Source organism: Streptomyces sp. NPDC046197 (genome assembly GCF_040646295.1).
Taxonomy (GTDB): Bacteria; Actinomycetota; Actinomycetes; order Streptomycetales; family Streptomycetaceae; genus Streptomyces.
Genome location: NZ_JBEYZY010000014.1, coordinates 12,753 through 34,283 on the forward strand (window position 1 = coordinate 12,753; position 21,531 = coordinate 34,283).

The 21,531-nt window shown below is 70.7% G+C and carries 17 protein-coding genes and 1 riboswitch; of the genes, 6 read left to right on the forward strand and 11 right to left on the reverse strand.

What is annotated here, in order from left to right; translation table 11 throughout:
* Window positions 1–322 precede the first annotated feature (322 nt).
* A complete protein-coding gene (locus AB0A61_RS20725; RefSeq protein WP_361293868.1) occupies window positions 323–973 on the reverse strand; it encodes a TetR/AcrR family transcriptional regulator in 651 nt (216 codons plus the stop codon).
* Between the two features lie 265 nt (window positions 974–1,238).
* Between AB0A61_RS20725 and nagB the strand changes: the two genes are divergently transcribed.
* On the forward strand, window positions 1,239–2,024 hold the full coding sequence (gene nagB / locus AB0A61_RS20730) for a glucosamine-6-phosphate deaminase (protein ID WP_361293871.1): 786 nt from the start codon (window positions 1,239–1,241) through the stop codon (window positions 2,022–2,024).
* Window positions 2,025–2,424: 400 nt separating this feature from the next.
* Here nagB and AB0A61_RS20735 read toward each other — a convergent pair whose 3' ends face one another.
* The 4 genes from AB0A61_RS20735 to AB0A61_RS20750 form a co-directional block, all read right to left on the reverse strand.
* Window positions 2,425–3,906, reverse strand: coding sequence for a glycoside hydrolase family 3 protein (locus AB0A61_RS20735; protein ID WP_361293874.1), 1,482 nt, complete (start codon window positions 3,904–3,906; stop codon window positions 2,425–2,427).
* A 9-nt stretch (window positions 3,907–3,915) separates the two neighbouring features.
* Complete coding sequence (locus tag AB0A61_RS20740) at window positions 3,916–4,785, reverse strand: carbohydrate ABC transporter permease (RefSeq protein ID WP_361293877.1); 870 nt, start codon at window positions 4,783–4,785, stop codon at window positions 3,916–3,918.
* On the reverse strand, window positions 4,782–5,768 hold the full coding sequence (locus AB0A61_RS20745) for a sugar ABC transporter permease (RefSeq protein WP_361293880.1): 987 nt from the start codon (window positions 5,766–5,768) through the stop codon (window positions 4,782–4,784). Before AB0A61_RS20745 ends, AB0A61_RS20740 begins: the two co-directional genes overlap by 4 nt.
* A 92-nt stretch (window positions 5,769–5,860) precedes the next feature.
* Window positions 5,861–7,144: an extracellular solute-binding protein gene (locus AB0A61_RS20750; protein WP_361293883.1), complete on the reverse strand. Its 1,284-nt coding sequence runs from the start codon at window positions 7,142–7,144 to the stop codon at window positions 5,861–5,863.
* 452 nt (window positions 7,145–7,596) lie between these two features.
* Between AB0A61_RS20750 and AB0A61_RS20755 the strand changes: the two genes are divergently transcribed.
* From AB0A61_RS20755 to AB0A61_RS20775, 5 genes are all read left to right on the forward strand, one after another.
* Entirely contained in the window at window positions 7,597–8,361 is a 765-nt protein-coding gene (locus AB0A61_RS20755; protein WP_361293886.1) for a GntR family transcriptional regulator, read from the forward strand.
* A gap of 116 nt (window positions 8,362–8,477) precedes the next feature.
* A complete protein-coding gene (locus AB0A61_RS20760; protein ID WP_361293889.1) occupies window positions 8,478–8,747 on the forward strand; it encodes a DUF3311 domain-containing protein in 270 nt (89 codons plus the stop codon).
* Window positions 8,744–10,372, forward strand: coding sequence for a monocarboxylate uptake permease MctP (mctP, locus tag AB0A61_RS20765; RefSeq protein ID WP_361293892.1), 1,629 nt, complete (start codon window positions 8,744–8,746; stop codon window positions 10,370–10,372). Before AB0A61_RS20760 ends, mctP begins: the two co-directional genes overlap by 4 nt.
* 239 nt (window positions 10,373–10,611) lie before the next feature.
* A riboswitch (cobalamin riboswitch) is annotated at window positions 10,612–10,704 on the forward strand.
* A gap of 145 nt (window positions 10,705–10,849) precedes the next feature.
* Window positions 10,850–13,225 (forward strand): ribonucleoside-diphosphate reductase subunit alpha, encoded by a 2,376-nt coding sequence (locus AB0A61_RS20770; protein WP_361293895.1) that lies wholly within the window; start codon window positions 10,850–10,852, stop codon window positions 13,223–13,225.
* Window positions 13,225–14,238 (forward strand): ribonucleotide-diphosphate reductase subunit beta, encoded by a 1,014-nt coding sequence (locus tag AB0A61_RS20775; RefSeq protein ID WP_361293898.1) that lies wholly within the window; start codon window positions 13,225–13,227, stop codon window positions 14,236–14,238. The genes AB0A61_RS20770 and AB0A61_RS20775 overlap by 1 nt, the downstream gene beginning before the upstream one ends.
* Window positions 14,239–14,338: 100 nt before the next feature.
* Here AB0A61_RS20775 and AB0A61_RS20780 read toward each other — a convergent pair whose 3' ends face one another.
* From AB0A61_RS20780 to AB0A61_RS20805, 6 genes are all read right to left on the reverse strand, one after another.
* Complete coding sequence (locus AB0A61_RS20780) at window positions 14,339–15,715, reverse strand: cytochrome P450 (RefSeq protein ID WP_361293901.1); 1,377 nt, start codon at window positions 15,713–15,715, stop codon at window positions 14,339–14,341.
* Window positions 15,712–16,797: an epi-isozizaene synthase gene (cyc1, locus tag AB0A61_RS20785; RefSeq protein ID WP_361293904.1), complete on the reverse strand. Its 1,086-nt coding sequence runs from the start codon at window positions 16,795–16,797 to the stop codon at window positions 15,712–15,714. The genes AB0A61_RS20780 and cyc1 overlap by 4 nt, the downstream gene beginning before the upstream one ends.
* Window positions 16,798–17,089: 292 nt before the next feature.
* Window positions 17,090–17,740, reverse strand: a complete 651-nt coding sequence (gene def / locus AB0A61_RS20790; RefSeq protein ID WP_361293907.1) for a peptide deformylase — start codon at window positions 17,738–17,740, stop codon at window positions 17,090–17,092.
* Between the two features lie 156 nt (window positions 17,741–17,896).
* On the reverse strand, window positions 17,897–18,877 hold the full coding sequence (locus AB0A61_RS20795) for a hypothetical protein (protein ID WP_361293910.1): 981 nt from the start codon (window positions 18,875–18,877) through the stop codon (window positions 17,897–17,899).
* A gap of 105 nt (window positions 18,878–18,982) precedes the next feature.
* On the reverse strand, window positions 18,983–20,224 hold the full coding sequence (locus AB0A61_RS20800) for an HD domain-containing protein (protein ID WP_361293913.1): 1,242 nt from the start codon (window positions 20,222–20,224) through the stop codon (window positions 18,983–18,985).
* Window positions 20,221–21,519: an HD-GYP domain-containing protein gene (locus AB0A61_RS20805; protein ID WP_361294363.1), complete on the reverse strand. Its 1,299-nt coding sequence runs from the start codon at window positions 21,517–21,519 to the stop codon at window positions 20,221–20,223. The genes AB0A61_RS20800 and AB0A61_RS20805 overlap by 4 nt, the downstream gene beginning before the upstream one ends.
* Window positions 21,520–21,531 lie beyond the last annotated feature (12 nt).

The window sequence follows — 21,531 nt, forward strand, 5'->3', positions numbered from 1 at the left end:
CGTGGGGTGTGCGGTCCCGGTCGGCCGAAGGATGAGGACCCGGGGCAGTCAGGGCAGAGAGCTCCGGTTCCTCGGTCCGTCCTCCTGTGCGGGGAGGGCGGAGGCTCTTACGTTCACATGTTGTGCGCGGAACGTGTCGCGCGCGTTCACTCTTCGAGATTTCTGACTTCTCCCCGCATTCTGGACTAGACCACTCGGGCCTGTCCATGTGCGGGAAGTGGTTCGTTGTGGTTTCTTCACCAATCGGCTGCGCCCCGCAGGGGCTGATGTGGCCAACTGGTCGGACATCGCGGCGTCCATCACGCAGCCTAGCCCGCCCGGCTCAACTACGGGGCCAGACGGCCATGGCAATTTCCGCGAGAGCCTCCAGTTCCTCGCGACTCGCGCCGTCGCGCGCCTGCTGGGACATTCCCTGGATGATCGCGCCTACGTAGCGGGCGAGTGCGCCGGCGTCGGTGTCCGGCGGCAACTCCCCCATGGCGATGGCGTCTTTCATACGACTCTCGAAGGCGGCGATGCCGGCGATGCGCCGCTCGCGCAGGGACTGTTCGACCTCCGGGGTCGTGCAGTTGGTCGCCGCGTGGACGACCAGGCAACCGTGCGGGTGACCGGGTGCCGTGTAGGCGACGGCGGCCTCCCGCAGCGTCCGCTCGACGGCGGCCCGGGCGGTGGGCTCCTCGGCCAGGGCGCGGTCGCCGAAGCAGCCGTACCGGTCGTCGTACTCGCGCACGACCTCCGCGAAGAGCGCCTGCTTGTCGCCGAAGGCCGCGTACAGGCTGGGGGTGCCGATGCCCATGGCGCGCGTGAGGTCGGAGACGGAGGTGGCCTCGTATCCGTGCTCCCAGAAGGCGAGGAGCGCCTTCTCCAGAGCGGTGGCGCGGTCGAAGGACCGGGGGCGACCTCGGGGCCTGCCCCCCGATTCGGCCTGCTCACCCACCCTGACCTGTGCCTTTGTCTCCCGGGTGCTCGCCATGGAGGGCACTTTATAGCGGGCGCCGGAGAAACGTCAGAGGTCTGCCGCCGGCGGAGGCGCCCGCGCGGGGCATGGAAAGGGCGGCTCGCACCGGCCCCGGAACGGCGGCCCGCACTTGACCCCGGAATCCGCCTCCCACCCCCCTCCCCTGCGGTCAATTCTGTTAGATTGGTCTAAACCACAAGGCCCCTCTCTACCGGGTCCAGTCCCCTCTCCCCAGATCTCCGCAGATCTCCGCAGATCTCCTCAGATCGGCAGGCCCAGCGTGGAAGTTGTCATCGTTCCGGACGCCAAGGCGGGCGGCGAGCTCATCGCCGAGGCCGTGGCACAGCTCCTTCGGCGCAAGCCCGACGCCCTGCTCGGCGTGGCCACGGGTTCCACGCCGCTGCCCGTCTACGAGGCACTGGCGGCCCAGGTGCGCTCCGGCGCCGTGGACCCCTCCCGGGCCCGGATCGCCCAGCTCGACGAGTACGTGGGACTGCCCGCCGACCACCCCGAGTCCTACCGCTCCGTGCTGCGCCGGGAGGTGCTGGAGCCCCTCGGCATCGGGACGAACGCGTTCCTGGGGCCCGACGGCGCCGCCGCGGACGTGCAGGCGGCGTGCGAGGCCTACGACAGGGCGCTGGCCGCGGCGGGCGGTGTGGACCTCCAGTTGCTCGGGATCGGGACCGACGGGCACATCGGCTTCAACGAGCCGTGTTCGTCGCTCGCCTCGCGGACGCGGATCAAGACCCTGACCGAGCAGACCCGTATCGACAACGCGCGCTTCTTCGACGGCGACGTGGACCAGGTGCCGCACCACGTCATCACGCAGGGCATCGGAACGATCCTGGAGGCCCGGCACCTGGTACTGCTGGCCACCGGGGAGGGCAAGGCGGACGCGGTCGCCGCGACCGTCGAGGGGCCGGTCGCCGCGGTCTGCCCGGCCTCCGCGCTGCAGCTCCACCCGCACGCCACGGTCGTGGTCGACGAGGCCGCCGCCGCCAAGCTCAAGCTCGCCGACTACTTCCGGCACACCTACGCCAACAAGCCGCAGTGGCAGGGGATCTAGCCTCCGTCTTCCCTCACGCACGGCGAAGGTGCCGGACCCCTTCAGAGGGACCGGCACCTTCGCCGTCTGGACGTACGGACGTACGGACGATCTGGCGCACGGGCGTACGGGCGCGCGATACGGCGCCGGCGGGCTGCGGGGCGGGCGCGGTGCCGTGTCGGCGGGTGCTGTGCAGTGGCGGGCGCCGTTCGGAGGCGGGCGCGCGGTGCCGGAGCCGGCAGCGGTGCCCGGAGCGAGCCGACGGAGTCGGTCCGCTCGGCGTGGGCCGCGCCCCTTGCCGCGTCTTCCGCGCTCTGCGTGCCCGCGATGACCTCTGACGCCGCCCGGCCCGCATCCGGCTCCCTCCCCCCGCCTCTCGCGCCCTCCCCCCCCCCGCCCGCTTCCCCGCCTCCCGTGCGCTCTACGCGCCCGCGATGAGCTCCGCTGCTGCGCGGCCGCAGGCGTGGGAGGCGCCGTGGGTGGCTATGTGGAGGGCGCCTCGGGGCGTGGCCTGGGGTACGCCCATCTCCACCACGACGGTGTCGGGGCGGGCCGCGAGCAGGGTGTCGAGGGCGGTCGCCATCCAGGGGTGGCGGTGCTCGTCGCGGACGACGGCCACCACGCGTCGGCCGCCCGCCGCCGCCAGGGCCGCGCGTCCCGCGTCCTCGCCGGTGAAGCTGCCCGTCTGCGTGCCGGGCAGGAGACGGAGGAGCTCCGCGGCCACGCCCCACGGGGTCTCGTCGCCGACCGCGATGTTGGCGACGGGAGTGAGGGCGGCGACGTACGGCGGTTCGGTGAGCGGGGTGAAGGTCTCCGCGCCGGTGACCTCCAGGGCGCGCCGGGCCGCCGTCAGGCCGATCTCCGGATCGGGGACGCCCTTGGCGCGGTCGGCGGTGGCCGTCCAGGCGGCGAGCCCGCGCACCCGGCGTGCGGCGTCCGCCAGCCGCTCCTCGGGCAGTTCACCGGAGCGGACCGCCGCGACCAGGGCGTCCCGCAGACGCCGTACCGTCTCGTCGTCGGCCAGGCCGCCGCCCACGCAGATGGCGTCGGCCCCGGCGGCGATGGCGAGGACGCTGCCTCGCTCGATGCCGTAGGTACCGGCGATGGCCTGCATCTCCATGCCGTCGGTGACGATGAGGCCGTCGTAGCCGAGCTGCCCGCGCAGCAGGCCGGTCAGCACCCCGTGCGACAGGGTCGCCGGGCGGTCCGGGTCCAGGGCGGGGACCAGGATGTGGGCGCTCATCACCGCCTTGGTGCCCGCGGTGATCGCCGCGCGGAACGGGGCCAGTTCGCGCGCCCGGAGCACCGAGGCCTCCACGCCGATGCGGGGCAGCGCGTGGTGGGAGTCGACGGCCGTGTCGCCGTGCCCGGGGAAGTGCTTGGTGCAGGCGGCGACGCCGGCCGCCTGCAGGCCGCCGACATAGGCGGCGGTGTGCCGGGCGACCAGCTCGGTGTCGGCGCCGAAGGAGCGGACACCGATGACCGGGTTGGCCGGATCGGAGTTGATGTCGGCGGACGGCGCCCAGTTGAGGTTGACGCCGCACTCGGCGAGCCGTCGGCCGAGCTCGAAGGCCACGCGCCTGGTCAGCTCCACGTCGTCCACCGCACCCAGCGCGTGGTTGCCGGGGAAGCTGGAGCCGGTCCGCACCTCCAGGCGCGTGACGTCACCGCCCTCCTCGTCGATGGCGACCAGTACGTCGTCGCGTTCGGCGCGCAACTGGGAGGTGAGCTCGGCCAGTTGTCCGGGCGAGGCGATGTTGCGGCCGAACAGGCCCACCGAGGCCAGGCCCTCGCCCAGGCGGCGCAGCAGCCAGTCGGGGGCCGTGGTGCCGGTGAAGCCGGGCTGGAGGACGGTCAGCGCGTCACGGGTGAGGGTGTCGGTACCGCTGGCGAATGTCGTCATCGGGTGGCGTTATCCCTTCACGGCGCCCGCGGTCAGGCCCGCGGCCATCTTGCGCTGGACGAGGAGGAAGAGGACGACGATCGGCACGGCCATCATCGTGGCGCCGGCCATCATCGGGGCGTACTCGGTGCCGTGCTTGGTGGTGAAGTTGCCGAGCCAGACGGTCGCGGTCTGGTGTTCCTGGCTGAGCAGCATCAGGGCGTAGAGGTATTCGTTCCACGCCTGGATGAAGCCGTAGACCGAGGTGGCGACCATGCCCGGGGCCAGCAGGGGGAAGACGACCCGGAGGAAGGCGCCGGTGCGGGAGCAGCCGTCGACCATGGCGGCCTCCTCCAGCTCCCGGGGGATGTTGACGATGAAACCGCGCAGTGTCCACACCGTGAAGGGGAGGATGAAGGTCAGGTAGGTGATGATGAGGCCGGTCAGCTTGTCGTACTGCTCCAGGTCGTTCAGCAGCAGGAACACCGGGATGATCATGGCGACGAGCGGAACCATCTGCACCGCCAGGATGCCCACGATCACGATCTTGCGGCCGCGGAAGGCGAACCGCGAGATGGCGAGCGCGGCCAGCATGCCGACGACCATGCCGATCACCACGACCGACAGCGACACCACGAGGCTGCGGCCGACCGGGCCCCAGAAGTCGGCGATGTCCAGCGCCCGGCGGAAGTTGGCGAGCGTGATGCCGGTCGGCAGCAGGCTCGGATCGGGGTCGATGGCGTCCTTGGCCGGTTTGAAGGCCGTGTTGAGCATCCAGTAGAGGGGGAAGCCCGCGGTGACGAAGACGAGCAGGCCGAGCAGGTTCCAGCCGAGCCTGGACTTGCGGCGGCCAGGAGACGCGGGCGTCCTCGTGCTGGTCGTACTGGTCACGCCGGTCATTCCACGTCCCCGATCTTCAGCATCTGGCGCATGTACACGGCGACCACGCCGAGCAGGAGCAGCACGGTGATCAGGGCGATCGCCGAGCCCTGCGCGTAGTCGTTGACCACGAAGGCCCGGTCGTATGAGTAGGTGTTGAGCACCTGGAACTCCGCCTCGGGGTGTCCGCCCCGCATCACGAACACCTGCGGGAAGACACCCATGTCCCAGATCACCGACAGGGTCGTGAGCATCACGAGGATCGGCTTGAGGACGGGCAGGGTGACGTAGCGGAAGACGCCCCACGACCCGGCGCCGTCCAGCCGCGCGGCCTCCTCCAGCTCTCCGGGCACCTGGGTGAGTCCCGCGCCGAGTGTGATGGCCACGAAGGGCACCGCGCCCCACACCACCAGCAGCATGATCACGGCCAGGCCCTCGGGCCCGCTCGCGAACCAGTTGTGGCCGGTCATCCGCACCCCGGGCAACTTGCTGAGCAGGGCGTTGAAGACGCCGTAGTCCGAGTCGAAGAGCCACTTGAAGACGGTGGTGGCCACGATGACGGGCATGCCCCAACTGGCCACCAGGACAATGTTGATCAGGGTCTTCACCCAGCCCGAGACCCGCTGCAGCAGCAGCGCGACCGCCATTCCGGCGACCATGGTGAGCACCACGGAGCCGGCGGCGAAGACGATCGTGCGCAGCACGACCGCCCAGAACTCGCTGTCGCCGAGCACACCCGCGAAGTTGGTGAACCCGACCCACTCGGCCGACTGGAAACCCCACAGCTGCGGCTGGCCGAACTTCTGGAAGGACAGGGTGACCAGACGGGCCAGTGGATAGGCCATGACCAGGGCCAGGATGAGCAGGCAGGGCGCGAGCAGCAGCCAGGGGGTCGCGGCCCCGGTCGACGTGCGCTGTCCGCGCGGCCTGTCCGGGACGGCCGGTGGCGGCGCCTGCCGCGGTGGCGGCACCTTGGCGGGGGTGGTCGTGTCTGCGGCACTCATCGCGCGCTCCTCAGCGGTCCCTCGGGTGGTACGAGAAACAGGGCCCCGCCCCCGGACGTCCCCCCGGGGTCCAACGGGGCCCTGCGCTCAGGTCACTTGGTGTTGATGACCTTGTCGATCGCGGTGTCCGCCTCCTTGGCGGCGTCCTCGACCGACTTCTTGCCGGTGCCGATGTCCTGCAGCATGGTCTGCAGCACCTGGGCCTTCTCGACCTGGCCCCAGCCCGGGGCCATGGGGACGAACCAGTTGGACTCGGCCGCGGTGGCCGGGACGGCGGTGGCGGGGTCGTTCTTCAGGGTCGCGAGGTCGGTCTTGTTGTTGGGCAGGTTGCCCTTGCCGATCAGGCCCTTCTGGCCGGACGGGCCGGTGAAGGCGTTGATCCACTCGGCGGCGAGGGCCTGCGCCCTGGACTTCACCGGGACGGCGAGGTCGGAGCCGCCGAGGAAGACCGGCATGTTCTTGCCGGACGGGCCGGGCATCACGAAGTTCTCGAGGCTGTCCTTGAGCTTGCCGGTCTTGTCGTTCTTCGGGTCGGCCGCGGTCGCGCCCTCCCAGGCGGCGCCGAAGATCATGCCGGACCTGCCCTGGCCGTAGACGATGTAGCGGTCGGACTCGTCCTTGGTCTTGTCGCCGTGCATGTACTTGTCGACGACGGCCTTGAACTCGTTGAGCCCCTTGAGGGACTCCGGCGAGGAGAGGTTGGCCTTCCACTGGCCGCCGTCCTGCTTGGCGATGGAACCGCCGGCGTCGTAGACGAAGGACATGGCCGCGTACCAGTCGCGCGTGGGCTGGTACCAGGCGCTGAACTTGTCGCCCTGCTTCTTCTGCACCTTGTCGAGGTCGGCGGTGAGCTCCTGGTAGGTCTTCGGCACGGACTTCACGCCGGCCGCGGCGAAGACGTCCTTGCGCCAGTTGGCGACCCGGCCGCCCGCGTAGTAGGGGACGCCGTAGGTCTTGCCGTCATAGGTGACCGAGGCCTTGAGGCCGTCCAGCCAGGCGGCGGAGCCCGCGAACTTCGCCGGGTCGACGGGGGCGAAGGCCCCCTTGACCATGTAGCCGAGCATCTCGGTGTTGCCCATCTCGACCACGTCGGGGGCCTTGTCGGTGGCGAGGACCGCGTCCAGCTTGGCGTTCTTGTCCGGCCAGCCGTAGTACTCGTGCTTGATCTTCAGACCGGGGTGCTTGTGCTGCACCGCCGCGTCGGCGGCCTTCACCAGCTCGGGCCAGTTGTTCTGCGCGTCCACGGTGAGCCAGACGGTCAGCTCCTTGGCGTCCGCCCCGCCCTTGCCGCTGCCCCCGTCCTTGTCGCTCCCGCACGCCGCGATGGAGACCATCATGCCCGCGATACCGATCGCGGCTGCCAGCTTGCGCCTCACGCCACCCTCCTCAGGGATGCCCTCGAACCCCCCAGGCACCCTGCGGCGACCGTTGCGGTACTACCGCCCATGGGGCCGGGACCTGGACCAATGGTGTAGACCAGTACGGGGAGCTTGGCCCAGACCAATAGGGCTGTCAAGGGTGTGCAGTCGCACGCCAGACGTCCGTTATGGGACCGCGATATGCAGGGACCTTTCATTGCTCATCCGACAGAACGGACGGCTCCGCTCCGCTCAACCACTCGCCCGCGCTCCGGGCGTGCCACTCGCGCGCACCTGTGGACCACTGCTCCGGGCCGCGCGATGGACTAGACCAACGAGGGGCGCGAAGGTATACAGGGAGATCACGGAGCGTGCGGGTGGCCACCCGACACACAAAGCCGTGCCACGATGTGGGCCGTGGCCGATGGGCAAGGTCGGTCGCTTCGGCACAGGAGCCGGGAAGGCGGAGCATGAGCACCGACGTCAGCAGTGCGGAGAACGAGGGTGGAACGAGTGTCCGTACCGCGCGCGTGCCCAAGTACTACCGCCTGAAGAAGCACCTCCTCGACATGACCGATACGCTGCCGCCCGGCACGCCGGTCCCGCCCGAGCGCACCCTGGCGGCCGAGTTCGACACCTCGCGCACGACCGTGCGGCAGGCCCTGCAGGAACTGGTCGTCGAGGGCCGGCTGGAGCGGATCCAGGGCAAGGGCACCTTCGTCGCCAAGCCGAAGGTCTCGCAGGCGCTGCAACTCACCTCCTACACCGAGGACATGCGCGCGCAGGGCCTGGAACCCACCTCGCAGCTGCTGGACATCGGCTACATCACCGCCGACGACCGGCTCGCCGAGCTGCTCGACATCACGGCCGGCGGCCGGGTGCTGCGCATCGAGCGGCTGCGGATGGCCAACGGCGAGCCGATGGCGATCGAGACCACGCACCTGTCCGCCAAGCGCTTCCCCGCGCTGAGGCGCTCCCTGGTGAAGTACACGTCCCTCTACACCGCCCTCGCCGAGGTCTACGACGTGCACCTCGCCGAGGCCGAGGAGACCATCGAGACCTCGCTGGCCACGCCGCGCGAGGCGAGCCTGCTCGGCACCGACGTGGGCCTGCCGATGCTGCTGCTGTCCCGGCACTCCCTGGACCGGGAGGGCCGGCCGGTGGAGTGGGTGCGGTCCGTCTACCGCGGGGACCGCTACAAGTTCGTGGCCCGGCTCAAGCGGCCCGCGGACTGACCCGGCCGTTCCCCCGCGACCCAACCGTTATACGGACGAGGGGTTCCGCTGCGATGACGCCGTGACCTAGATTGCCTGCGCATTACACGGTGATCAGCGAGGGGACGGAGCCGCACATGTCAGATGCCCCGCAAGTCGGCAGAGGGGCGGTGACACCCGTGCGGGTGGTCATCGGCCTCTGCCTCGTCGCGCCGTTCGTGGCCATGCTGTGGGTCGGTTCGTACGCCAAGGCCGACCCCGCGTTCATCGGCATCCCATTCTTCTACTGGTACCAGATGCTGTGGGTGCTAGCGTCCACCGCCCTGACGATGGCCGCCCACCAACTGTGGCGGCGTGACCAGCGCGGCCGCGCCACCCGGTCCCAGGACGGGGGCGAGGCGAAGTGAAGAACGGCGTCAACGGCGTCGCGCTCGGCGTCTGCATCTTCTTCTTCCTGCTCGTCACGGTCCTGGGCTTCCTGGCCGCGCGCTGGCGGCGGGCCGAGAACGAGCACAGCCTGGACGAATGGGGCCTGGGCGGGCGGTCGTTCGGCACCTGGATCACCTGGTTCCTGCTCGGCGGCGACCTGTACACCGCGTACACCTTCGTGGCCGTACCGGCGGCGATCTACGCGACCGGCGCGGCCGGCTTCTTCGCGGTGCCGTACACGATCCTCGTCTACCCGCTGATCTTCACGTTCCTGCCGCGCCTGTGGTCGGTCTCCCACCGGCACGGGTACGTGACCACCTCGGACTTCGTGCGCGGCCGGTTCGGCTCCAAGGGCCTGTCGCTGGCCGTGGCGCTCACCGGCATCCTCGCGACCATGCCGTACATCGCGCTCCAACTCGTCGGCATCCAGGCCGTGCTGGACGTCATGGGCGTCGGCGGCGGTGACACCACCAACTGGTTCGTGAAGGACCTGCCGCTGCTGATCGCCTTCGGCGTGCTGGCCGCGTACACCTACTCGTCGGGACTGCGCGCGCCCGCGCTGATCGCGTTCGTCAAGGACGCGCTGATCTACATCGTGATCGCGGTGGCGATCATCTACATCCCGGTCAAGCTGGGCGGGTTCGACGTGGTCTTCTCCAAGGCGACCGCGGCGCTGAGCCAGACCAACCCCGTCACCGGGAAGCCGCGCGGCGCCGTCGTGCCGCCCGAGGCGGGCCAGTGGGCGTACGCCACCCTGGCGCTGGGCTCCGCGCTCGCGCTCTTCATGTACCCGCACTCGATCACCGCGACGCTGTCCTCGCGCAGCCGCGAGGTGATCCGCCGCAACACCACGATCCTGCCGCTGTACTCGCTGATGCTCGGCCTGCTCGCGCTGCTGGGCTTCATGGCGGTCGCGGCGGGCGTGAAGGTGCAGAACGGCCAACTGGCCATCCCGCAGCTGTTCGAGAACATGTTCCCGGACTGGTTCGCGGGCGTCGCGTTCGCGGCCATCGGCATCGGCGCGCTGGTGCCGGCGGCGATCATGTCGATCGCGGCGGCGAACCTCTTCACCCGCAACATCTACAAGGACTTCATCAGGCCGGACGCCACGCCGAAGGAGGAGACCCGGGTCTCCAAGATCGTCTCGCTGCTGGTGAAGGTGGGAGCGCTGGTCTTCGTCCTGACGATGGACAAGACGGTCGCCATCAACTTCCAGTTGCTCGGCGGCATCTGGATCCTGCAGACCTTCCCGGCCCTGGTCGGCGGTCTGTTCACCCGCTGGTTCCACCGCTGGGCGCTGCTCGCCGGCTGGGCGGTCGGCATGGTCTACGGCACCCTCGCGGCGTACGGGGTCGCCTCCCCCACGCAGAAGCACTTCGGCGGCTCGGCCAAGGAGATCCCCGGCATCGGCGAGATCGGCTACATCGGCCTGACGGCGTTCGTGTTCAACGTGGTGGTCGCGGTCGTCCTCACCTTCGTACTGCGGGCGCTGAAGGCCCCGGAGGGCACCGACGAGACCAAGCCGGAGGACTACACGGCGGACGCGGGCGATCCGGGCGTGGAGGTGGAGCTGCCGCCTGCAACGGCGGGGGCAAGTCACTGAATCCGGGAACAGTGCCATCCGCAGCGGGCCGCCGGCAGCGTCTAAGTCGGCGGCCCGCTGTCGTGTCTTCGTGCGCGCCCGCGCCCGCGACGGGAAGTCGCTCCCGGGCCCCGGCGACATCGCCCTGCTGACCCAAGAGTTGACGCTGTGACACCACACGAACACGACACAGGCACAACATGTGGGGGTGGCACAGCAGCCCGACACAAGATGTATGCTCATGCTCGCTGTCGCCGCAGGGGAATCCGGTGCGAATCCGGAACTGTCCCGCAACGGTGTACTTGTCGTGTCCGCGCTTGTGACGGACACGTACTCGCGTCAGTCCGAGGACCTGCCGACAGTGCGCCCGGCCGTCCGGTCCGGGTGCCCTGAACGTCCGGGCCTCGCGGAATGGGCCGGTGGACGCGACGCCGCGTGCGCTCGTGAGCTGCCCCCTGCCCTCGGCGAGGCCCCGTGCCGAGCGAGGGAGAGCCCCACGTGACCATCGCGCCAGCCGCCCCGGCTTCAGCCGCGGGTCTGGAGAACGACGGTCCCGGTGCCGCACTTCTGCGGACCCTGACCGAGCTGACCGCCGACCTCCCCGACGCCGACCCCGGCCGGGTCGCCGCCGCCGCGCTGCGCGGCCGGTCGGCGCGTGCGGACGAGACGGAACTGCGCGAACTGGCCACGGAGGCGGCCGCCGGGCTCATCTCCGAGGACCCCGCGTACTCCAGGCTGGCCGCCCGCCTGCTGACCATCTCCATCCGCGCCGAGGCCGCCTCGCAGGGCGTCACGTCCTTCACCGGCTCCGTCGCCGTCGGCCACCGGGAAGGGCTGATCGCCGACCGGACCGCCGCGTTCGTGCGTCTGCACGCCGAACGGCTCGACGCCCTGATCGATCCGGCCGCCGACGACCGCTTCGGCTACTTCGGCCTGCGCACCCTGCACAGCCGCTATCTGCTCCGGCACCCCATCACCCGCAAGGTCGTCGAGACCCCGCAGCACTTCATGCTGCGGGTGGCCGCCGGGCTCGCCGAGGACGACGGCCTGCGTTCGGTCGGTGAAGTGGCGGCCCTGTACCGGCTGATGAGCCGCCTCGACTACCTCCCCTCCTCGCCCACCCTGTTCAACTCCGGCACCCGGCACCCGCAGATGTCGTCCTGCTACCTCCTGGACTCCCCGAAGGACGAGCTGGACTCCATCTACGACCGCTACCACCAGGTCGCCCGCCTCTCCAAGCACGCCGGCGGCATCGGCATCTCCTACTCCCGCGTCCGCTCCCGCGGCTCCCTGATCCGCGGCACCAACGGGCACTCCAACGGCATCGTCCCGTTCCTGAAGACGCTCGACGCCTCGGTCGCCGCCGTGAACCAGGGCGGCCGCCGCAAGGGCGCGGCAGCGGTCTACCTGGAGACCTGGCACTCGGACATCGAGGAGTTCCTGGAGCTGCGCGACAACACCGGCGAGGACGCCCGCCGCACGCACAACCTCAACCTCGCGCACTGGATCCCGGACGAGTTCATGCGACGGGTGGACGCGGACGGGCAGTGGTCGCTGTTCTCCCCGTCGGACGTGCCCGAGCTGGTCGACCTGTGGGGCGAGGAGTTCGACGCCGTGTACCGCCGGGCGGAGGCGGCGGGGCTGGCGAAGAAGACGATCCCCGCCCGCGAGCTGTACGGCCGCATGATGCGCACCCTGGCTCAGACCGGCAACGGCTGGATGACCTTCAAGGACGCCGCCAACCGCACCGCCAACCAGACGGCCGAGCCCGGCCATGTCATCCACTCCTCCAACCTCTGCACGGAGATCCTGGAGGTCACCGACGACGGGGAGACGGCGGTCTGCAACCTGGGGTCGGTCAATCTGGGCGCCTTCGTCGACACGGCGACCGGCGACCTCGACTGGGAGCGGCTCGACGCCACGGTCCGCACCGCGGTCACCTTCCTGGACCGCGTGGTCGACATCAACTTCTACCCCACGGACCAGGCGGGCCGGTCGAACGCCAAGTGGCGGCCGGTCGGCCTGGGCGCCATGGGTCTGCAGGACGTCTTCTTCAAGCTGCGCCTGCCCTTCGACTCCCCGCAGGCCAGGGCCCTGTCCACCCGTATCGCCGAGCGCATCATGCTCGCCGCCTACGAGGCCTCCGCCGACCTCGCCGAGCGCAACGGCCCGCTGCCGGCCTGGGAGAAGACCCGTGCCGCACACGGCGTGCTGCACCCGGACCACTACGACGTCGAGCCGGCCTGGCCAGAGCGCTGGGCTGCTCTGCGGGAGCGGATCGCCGCCGTCGGCATGCGCAACTCCCTGCTGCTCGCCATCGCGCCGACCGCCACCATCGCCTCGATCGCGGGTGCGTACGAATGCATCGAGCCGCAGGTCTCGAACCTCTTCAAGCGCGAGACGCTGTCCGGTGAGTTCCTCCAGGTCAACTCGTACCTGGTGAGGGACCTGAAGGAGCTGGGCGTCTGGGACGCCCGCACCCGCGAGGCGCTGCGCGACTCCAGCGGCTCGGTCCAGGACTTCGGCTGGATCCCGGCGGACGTACGGGCCCTGTACCGCACGGCGTGGGAGATCCCGCAGCGCAGCCTGATCGACATGGCCGCCGCCCGCACCCCGTTCCTGGACCAGGCCCAGTCCCTGAACCTGTTCATGGAGACGCCGACGATCGGCAAGCTCTCCTCGATGTACGCGTACGCCTGGAAGCAGGGCCTGAAGACGACGTACTACCTGCGCTCGCGCCCGGCGACCCGCATCGCCCGCGCCGCCCAGGGCCAGGCGCAGGCCACGAAGCCCCTCCCCGTCCAGCAGGTCGCCGACCCCGACGCCGTCGCCTGCTCCCTTGAGAACCCCGAGTCCTGCGAGGCCTGCCAGTAATGTCCACCCGCCCCCAGAACCTTCTCGACCCCGGCTTCGAGCTGACTCTGCGTCCGATGCGCTACCCCGACTTCTACGAGCGCTACCGGGACGCCATCAAGAACACCTGGACCGTGGAGGAGGTCGACCTCCACTCGGACGTGGCCGACCTCGCCAAGCTCACGCCTGCCGAGCAGCACCTGATCGGCCGGCTGGTGGCCTTCTTCGCGACGGGCGACTCGATCGTCGCGAACAACCTGGTGCTGACGCTGTACAAGCACATCAACTCCCCGGAGGCGCGCCTGTACCTGTCGCGCCAGCTGTTCGAGGAGGCCGTGCACGTCCAGTTCTATCTGACGCTGCTCGACACCTACCTTCCCGACCCGGACGACCGCGCCGCCGCGTTCGCGGCCGTGGAGAACATCCCGTCCATCCGGGAGAAGGCCGGGTTCTGCTTCAAGTGGATGGACTCGGTGGAGAAGCTGGACCGCCTGGAGTCCAGGGCGGACCGCCGCCGCTTCCTGCTCAACCTCATCTGCTTCGCCGCGTGCATCGAGGGCCTGTTCTTCTACGGCGCCTTCGCATACGTCTACTGGTTCCGCAGCCGCGGTCTGCTGCACGGGCTGGCCACCGGCACCAACTGGGTGTTCCGTGACGAGACGATGCACATGTCCTTCGCCTTCGACGTGGTGGACACCGTCCGCAAGGAGGAGCCGGACCTCTTCGACGACGAGCTCCAGCAGCAGGTCACCGACATGCTGCGGGAGGCCGTCGAGGCCGAGCTGCAGTTCGCGCGCGACCTGTGCGGTGACGGCCTCCCGGGCATGAACACCGACTCGATGAGGCAGTACCTGGAGTGCGTCGCCGACCAGCGCCTGACGCGCCTCGGCTTCGCCCCGGTGCACGGCTCCGAGAACCCCTTCTCCTTCATGGAGCTGCAGGGTGTCCAGGAGCTGACCAACTTCTTCGAGCGGCGTCCGTCCGCGTACCAGGTGGCGGTGGAGGGCACCGTCGACCTGGACGAGGACTTCTGACCTCCGTCGGACTTCGCCGGCGCGCGTTCCGGGGCCCTGAGGCCGCCTGACCGCGCGCCGGGGGCTTGGCGTCGCGTTCAGCCCCGCCGGGTGGCAGGCGTCACCGCGGCACCGGCTTCAGCAGCAGCCGGTGCGGACGGAGGGTGATGCCCACCCGGGTGCCGTCGTTCGACCCCGGGGCCGGCTCCAGACGGAACGACGTGGCCACCACCGCGGTGACGAGCGTGAGTTGCGCCATCGAGAAGTGGTCGCTCGGGCACTTGCGGTTACCCACGCCGAACGGGCTCATGGCATATTTGGGCACGTTCTTGGCGCGTTCCGGAAGCCAGCGGTCGGGGTCGAACTCCAGGTTGCCGGTGTACGATCGCGCATCGCGCTGGATCGCGTACGGACTGTAGACAATGTCCGCCCCGGCCGGAATGCGACAGCCACCGAGTTCCGTGTCGGTGACCGCCCGCCGCGTCAATATCCATACGGCGGGTCGCAAACGCATCGCCTCGACGACGACATTGTTGGTGTGGGTGAGCCTGCGGACGTCGTCGAATCCGACGGGCCGGCCACCGGTCACGGATTCGACCTCGGCGCGGACCCGCTCGGCGTGTTCCGGGTGTTCCGCGAGCACCTGGAGCAGCCACATGATCGTGGAAGCCACGGTTTCACTCCCGGGCGTGAGTATCGCGACGACCTGGTCGTGGATCTCCTGCTCCCCGATGGGCTCGCCATTGTCGTCCTTCGCCTCCAGCAATGCCGTCAGCAAATCGTCCGGCTTTTGACCGGATGCGCGGCGCTCTGCGACGATCTCGTCCACGAGGAGATGCAAATCGGCCAGCGCGCGGTTGAATTCGCGGTTGGCCGGCAGCGGCAGCCGGTACAGCGGCCCCAGCGGTAGCACCATCCGCCGGTACATGCCACGGAAGACGGTGGCGAGCGCGACGCACAGCCGCTCGGCCCGCTCGTCCATGTACTGGCCGCGCAGCAGGCAGCGGGCCGCGATGCGCACGGCGACGCGGAACGACTCGGAGGTGCAGTCGACGGTCTCGGCGGCCCGCCAGCGCTCGGTCAGGCCGTGCGCCTCCTCCTCCATGATCGGCCCGTACGCGGGGATCGCGTCGAGCCGGAAGGCGGGCTGGATGGTGCGGCGCTGGCGCCGGTGCTGCGGGCCGTTGGCCGTGGCCACGCCCTTCTTGCCGAGCAGCCCCTCCAGGGACTCCCACAGCGGGCCGGCGATGATGTAGTCGGGGCTCAGCGCCAGCGCCCCGGTGAGCGCGGGGGCGGTGACCGCGTACACGGTCTTGGGGCCGAGCCTGAGCCGGACGACGTCGCCGTGGTCGCGCAGCTCGGCCATGAAGGCGAGCGGGTCGCGGGCCAGCTTCGGCCCGTGGCCGAGGAGGGGGAGGGCGCCGCCGGCGAGGGGCGGCTCACGCAGCTGCGAGGCCGCGGTCCGCCGGGCTTCGGGTTTCACTGACTCGACGGTCATTTCTCACCTGCCGCTTCGTTGTTGACGTACGGGGGCGTGGACCGGTCGTCCCAGCTGTCGACCATGTAACGGCCGGACTCGTGGTGGAACCAGTAGACGGAACTGAACCAGTTCCGCATATTGCCGAGGCAGTCCCGTACGGCGGCACTGAGTTCTTTTCCCCGCACCGTGCCGTCCGCGAGGTCGTCGGCGAAACGTAACCCCTCGCGTTCCGCGTCGAGGAATTCCGAGATGCATTCCTCTACGCGTCGCCGTATTTCCGTCACTGCCTCTTCCAGGGTCATGTCCTCGTGTTTGACGAGACTTATCCCGAGATTGTGCACCTCGTCGCCCGCGATTTCCTTGGGCAGCGAGCACAGGTCGTTGTACCAGGCGGCGAATTCCTGGCTGAGCAGCGCCGGGCGCCGATACGCCGGATGTTTCCGTACGGCGTCCGGGAGTTCGCACCCGGCGCTGGGCTCCAGCAGATCGGTCCAGATCCAGTGCGCGAAGGTGAGCCGGCGCAACGCCAGGTATTCCCGGACCGTGGGCACCACGCCCTGGGTGCGGTTGTGGAATTCGCGGTCGTAGGCCTCGATCACCGCGTGGAAGTGCCGGGCGAAGCGGGCGTTCCACGTCACCGGCAGGAACGAGTACAGCCGCAGCACACTGTCCGCGAACCCCGCGACCAGGGAGTCCCGGTGGTGCAGGTGGTCACGGGGGGAGTCGAGTGCCGTGTGCAGCGCACGCCGGAGCCGTCGCCAGGCAGCCGGCCGGCGGTGGACGATGTCACGGTCGTGGCGGTCGTCCCAGACGAAGAACCAGGCGCTGTAGTCCGCTATGGCCTGCAGCACGTCGTCGGGGGCACCGAGGTAGTACCCCGCCATGAGGTCGGTGTAGCACAGGCCGTCGGCATATTCCTCCACCTTGTCCGTCGGCATGAGCCGCTTTTCGAGCAGCCAACCGCGGGTCTTCTCCTGGAGTTCGGGCCAATACGGATGCAGTTGCCTGGGGAACGCGGCTTCTATCGCCGGAAGAGCGAGCGATGGTGGGACGGCGACCGCCGTCGAAGTCGATGTGGTGCTGTGTGGGAAAGCTGGCACGAACAAACCCCTCTCAGCCGCCGGTGACGCACGCCCCTCTCGCCGTGCCGGGCGTGCGCCGTCGCTTATCCCCGCTCTTCCATTCAGCACCACAACTGACCGGTCTGGGAACGCATTTGCTTCACCCATCACCTCGAGATGCCGCGATTCTCCCCTTGTGTGACTGAATATGAATCGGCAGAAGCGCACAAGGGATCGAATGTACGGCGGACATACGTACGGCGCCTGCCCGGGACCTCCGGCCAGGCGCCGTACGCATCGGGCACACGCGCCCCAACCGGCGGGTCGTGCCTCAGTCGTTGGCGACCACGGGGTAGCGCGGCTCGTTCTCGGCCATCTGCCGCAGCGCGTCCTTGCGCTCGCGCTTGGAGAGGCGGTCGATGTACAGGTAGCCGTACAGGTGGTCGGTCTCGTGCTGCAAACACCGTGCGAAGTAGCCGGTGCCGCGGACCTTGACCGGGTTGCCCTTCTCGTCCTGCCCGGTCACCTCGGCGTAGTCGGGGCGGGCGAGCGGCGCGTACGCGGTGGGCACGGACAGGCAGCCCTCGTTGCTGTCGTCCAGGCGGCGCCGGTCGGCGGGCAGCTCGACGAGCCTGGGGTTGCAGACCACGCCGACGTGCCGGACGCCCTCGTCGTCCGGGCAGTCGTAGACGAACACCTTCAGGTCGACGCCGATCTGGTTGGCGGCCAGGCCCACGCCCTCGGCGGTGCGCTGGCTGGCGAACATGTCCGCGACCAGTTGCTGGAGCTCGTCGCCGAACTCGGTGACGTCCTGGCACTCCTTGTGCAGCACCGGGTTCCCGACGACGGTGATCGGCCGCGAGGTGCCCCGCTCGCGCCAGGCGCTCTCGCGCTCCTCCGTGCCCTCGGTGTCGATGACGAAGCCCTCGTCGTCCACGGGGAGCACGCCCGCGTGCTGCTGATCGGTGTCCTGCTGCGCCATGACCGACGATGCCTTCCTCAATATCAGGGGGTGATACTGCTGATACAGGGTACGTGTGCATGGTGCCGGGCCCTCGCGGGGCGCGGGGCGGTATCGATACGCGGCTCCCCCGCGTGGCTCGACCAGCCGCGACCGGTCAGCACCCGGACGACGGCTTCAGCAGACCTCTTCCAGATCCCGCCAGTCCCGGGAATCGGGGCTGTCCGCCACCCACCCGTCGAGCAACCCCCTCACCAGCGCAGCCGGCGCGGCCACCCCGCACTCCCGCTCCGGCACCCACAGCTGCCCGTCGGTGCGGTGGCCGAGCGGCCCGGGGTGCCCCGGCTCGCTGTGGTCGTGCGGGTCGAGGTGCACACCGTCGCCCTCGTCGGAGGGCATCCGCGACTCCGAGCACATCCGGCACAGCAGCCGCACGGACGAGGACCAGTCCTCGGCGGCGAAGCCGGCGTCGGCGGCGAGCTGCTCCAGGGCGTCCCGGTCGGCCTCGGTGGCGGCCTCGAGGAGCACCACCCAGGTGGGCACCGGCGAGGGCGCCCACAGCTCGATCTCGTCGAAGACGGGGTAGGTGTGCCCGGCGGCGGTGGTCCGTTCCCCGTGGGGCACGCCGTCGTGCAGGACCACCTCGCCCCAGCGCCGCCCCGAGGACGGCAGCGGAATGGACAGCACCTCGATGCGGGCCGGGTCCAGCCGGCGCCCCCACACGACCTCGGCCTCGCCCTCCGGCGACAGCCGGACGGCCGCGCTGCCCAGCTCCATGCCCACCGGCTCCCCGGCCGCGGCCACGCCCCCCGGCACCCGCAGCCCGTAGGCCTGCCAGGCGCGCCGGGCCAGCGGCCAGTCCTGCAGGGCGGTGGCGGCGATGCCCACGTTCCACCAGTCCGGCGCCCCCGTCTCCCGGTCCAGCAGGGCCACGGCCCGCAGGCCCGCCGCCCTGGCCTGTTCCCAGTCGTGCCGGAACTTGTGCAGCAGGGCGAGGTTGAACCAGGACTCGGACAACCAGGGCTCCAGATCCGCGGCGCGTGTCAGCAGCGCGCCCGCGTCCTCGTACCGGCCGTCGCCGATCAGCGTGAACGCGCGGTCGGTGGCCTGCCGCCAGGAGGCGGAGGGCCGGTGCCGTCCCTTGCCGAAGATCCTCACGATTCCCGCCTGCCAGTTCCGTTCAGTGGGCTGGCTTCTGCCCCCGGACACCCTCTCATTCGCATCCAACCACGTGCGGCTGGAAGGGCGCTCATTACCCATGGGTTACCCCGTCGCGGGCAGGGTCAGACAGTCCCGCGAGAGCACCCGGGCCAGTGATTCCACCACGTCCGGGGCGTAGTCACCCGCGGTGGCCAGCCGCAGTTCCTCAAGCGCCTTCAGCTGTCCGCCGGGGCCCGCGTCCCGCGCCTTCTCCTCGTAGGCGTTCACGGCCCGTACGATCCGCGCGGGCACCGGCTGCTCCCGGTAGGGGTCGGCCTGCCGCTCCACCACCACCGCGACCTCCGCGTCCACCCCGGTCTGCCGTACCACGGCCCCGCCGAGCAGCGCGATGCGCCGCTGTTCCTCGCCGGGCAGCTCCGCGGTGGCCCCCGCGGGCACCGGGTCGACCAGGCTGAGCTGGCCGATGTCGTGCATCAGGGCCGCGTACTCCAGCACGGTCAGCTCGGGCTCGGACAGTCCCAGGTCCCGGCCCACCGCGCGGCTGAGGGCGGCGACGCGCCGGGCGTGCCCGGCCGGGGTGTACCCGGCGACCTCGGTGGCGCGGGCCAGGGAGGCGATGGTCTGCCGGTAGGTGGCCCGCACGGCCGCGTACCGCCGGTAGGACGACTGGGTGAGCAGCAGCGGCAGTGCGAAGACGGGCAGCGCCCACAGTCCGGCGACGGCGACCGCCAGGGCCATGACCGCGCCCGTCGCGCACACCGCGGAGCCGATCCCGATCAGGCCCCGCAGTTCCTCCCGCAGCAGCGGCCCGAACGGCCAGCGGGTGCGGCAGTGCGCCAGCGCGGCGGCGAGCAGGGCGTCGCACAGGACGGTGAGCCCCAGCAGCGCCAGCAGCAGCACGGCGTACGCGGGTCCGCCCCAGGTGCCGAACACGCCCCGGTCGTAGAGCGGTTGGAAGCACAAGGCGGCGAAGGAGACGGTGAGCGTGCGCCGCGCCAGGTGGTCCGGCGTCGGCCCCCGGCCGCGCGCGATGTGCGGCACGCTGCCGAGGAGGGAGGCGGCGAGCACGACGGCGACGACCTGGCAGGCGCCGTGGTGGGTGGCGGGCCGCCCGGCCTGCTCGCCCAGGAGGGCGTACGACAGCGCGGCGGCGGCGCCGAGCGGTGCGGCCTCCCTGACGCCGGCCCCGGTCCACCGCGTGAGCTCGCCGACCAGCACCAGCACGCCGAAGGCGAGAGCGGCGGCACGCCCTTGGAGACCGGTCCACAGGGTGACGGTGAGCGACAGCAGGGCGAGCAGCAGGGCGGTGGCGTGGATGAGGACGTGCAGGGCGCGCCGGTTCACCGGTGGGCTTCCTGGACGGACAGGGGCGGCGGTGGAGCGGCGGGCGCCGGGTCCTCGGCCGTGACGGCCGGACGCCAGCCGTACCGGTCGAGCGCGCGCGCCAGCGCCGTCACCATCCGCGGATCGAACTGCGCCCCCGCGCACCGCTGCAGTTCCTCCAGCGCCGCCTCGACGGGCCGGGCCCTGCGGTAGGAGCGCGTGGACGTCATCGCGTCGAAGGCGTCGGCCACGGCCACCACCCGGGCGCACTCGGGGATCTGACTGCCCATCAGCCCGTACGGGTACCCGCTGCCGTCCAGTCGCTCGTGGTGGTGCAGGATCGCGGCCCTGGCCTCTCCCAGGAAGGAGATCCCCCGCACCATCTCGTGCCCGTACTCGGGATGCAGCTCGATCACCCGCCGCTCCTCGGGGGTCAGCGGCCCGTCCTTGCGCAGCAGCCGGGTGGGAACACCCAGCTTGCCCACGTCGTGCAGGATCCCGGCGAAGCGCAGCACCTCGACCCGGTCGTCGCCCATGCCGAGCTCGCGCGCGATCATCATGGAGGCCTGGCCGACCCGCTCGCTGTGGCCGCGCGTGTACCCGTCCTTGATGTCGACGGCCTGCACCAGCGCACGGATCGTCGCCCGGTGGGCGGCCCGCTCGCGGTGGTACTGCGCGTACGCCCACCACGACACGCACATCGGCAGCAGCACGAGCAACGCGGCGACCGGCCCGTACGGGCTGCACCACAACACCGCCATCATCAGCCCCGCGAGGCCCTGCACCCCGATCGGCGCCAGTGACCGCAGGAACAGCCCTCGCCACGCCCGCCGCAGCGGCACCCGCTCGGCGCAGGCGAGGATCCCGCCGTCGAGCACGGACAGCGCGACGCAGAACGCGAGCACGGCGGCCCCGGCGGGGACGAGGGCGTACGGGAAGTCGGACCCCACGACGGCGTCCCGGCCGCCCAGCGCCCAGTGCACCCGCGCGGCCGCCCATACGGCGACGGTGAGCTGGGCCGCCCGCCAGATGCGGCGCAGCCCCTCGGGCCGCTGCCCGACCCGGACCAGCGCGGCACCGGCCGCCGGCACGAGCGCGGCGGCCGGCGGCGGCAGCAGGAAGGCGGCGGCCAGCAGTACCGGGTAGAAGGTGCCGCCGAACGTCCGCCGGGCGAGCTCCTCGCAGCCGGCGTACACCAGGGCGAGCAGGGCGACGGCCCACCAGGTGTGCCGGACCGGCAGCGGCAGCAGACACGCCAGGGCGCCGAGGACGGCGCAGGCGACGTACACACGTGCCCGTGGCGGAACCGCCTCCATGCCGCTCCTCCC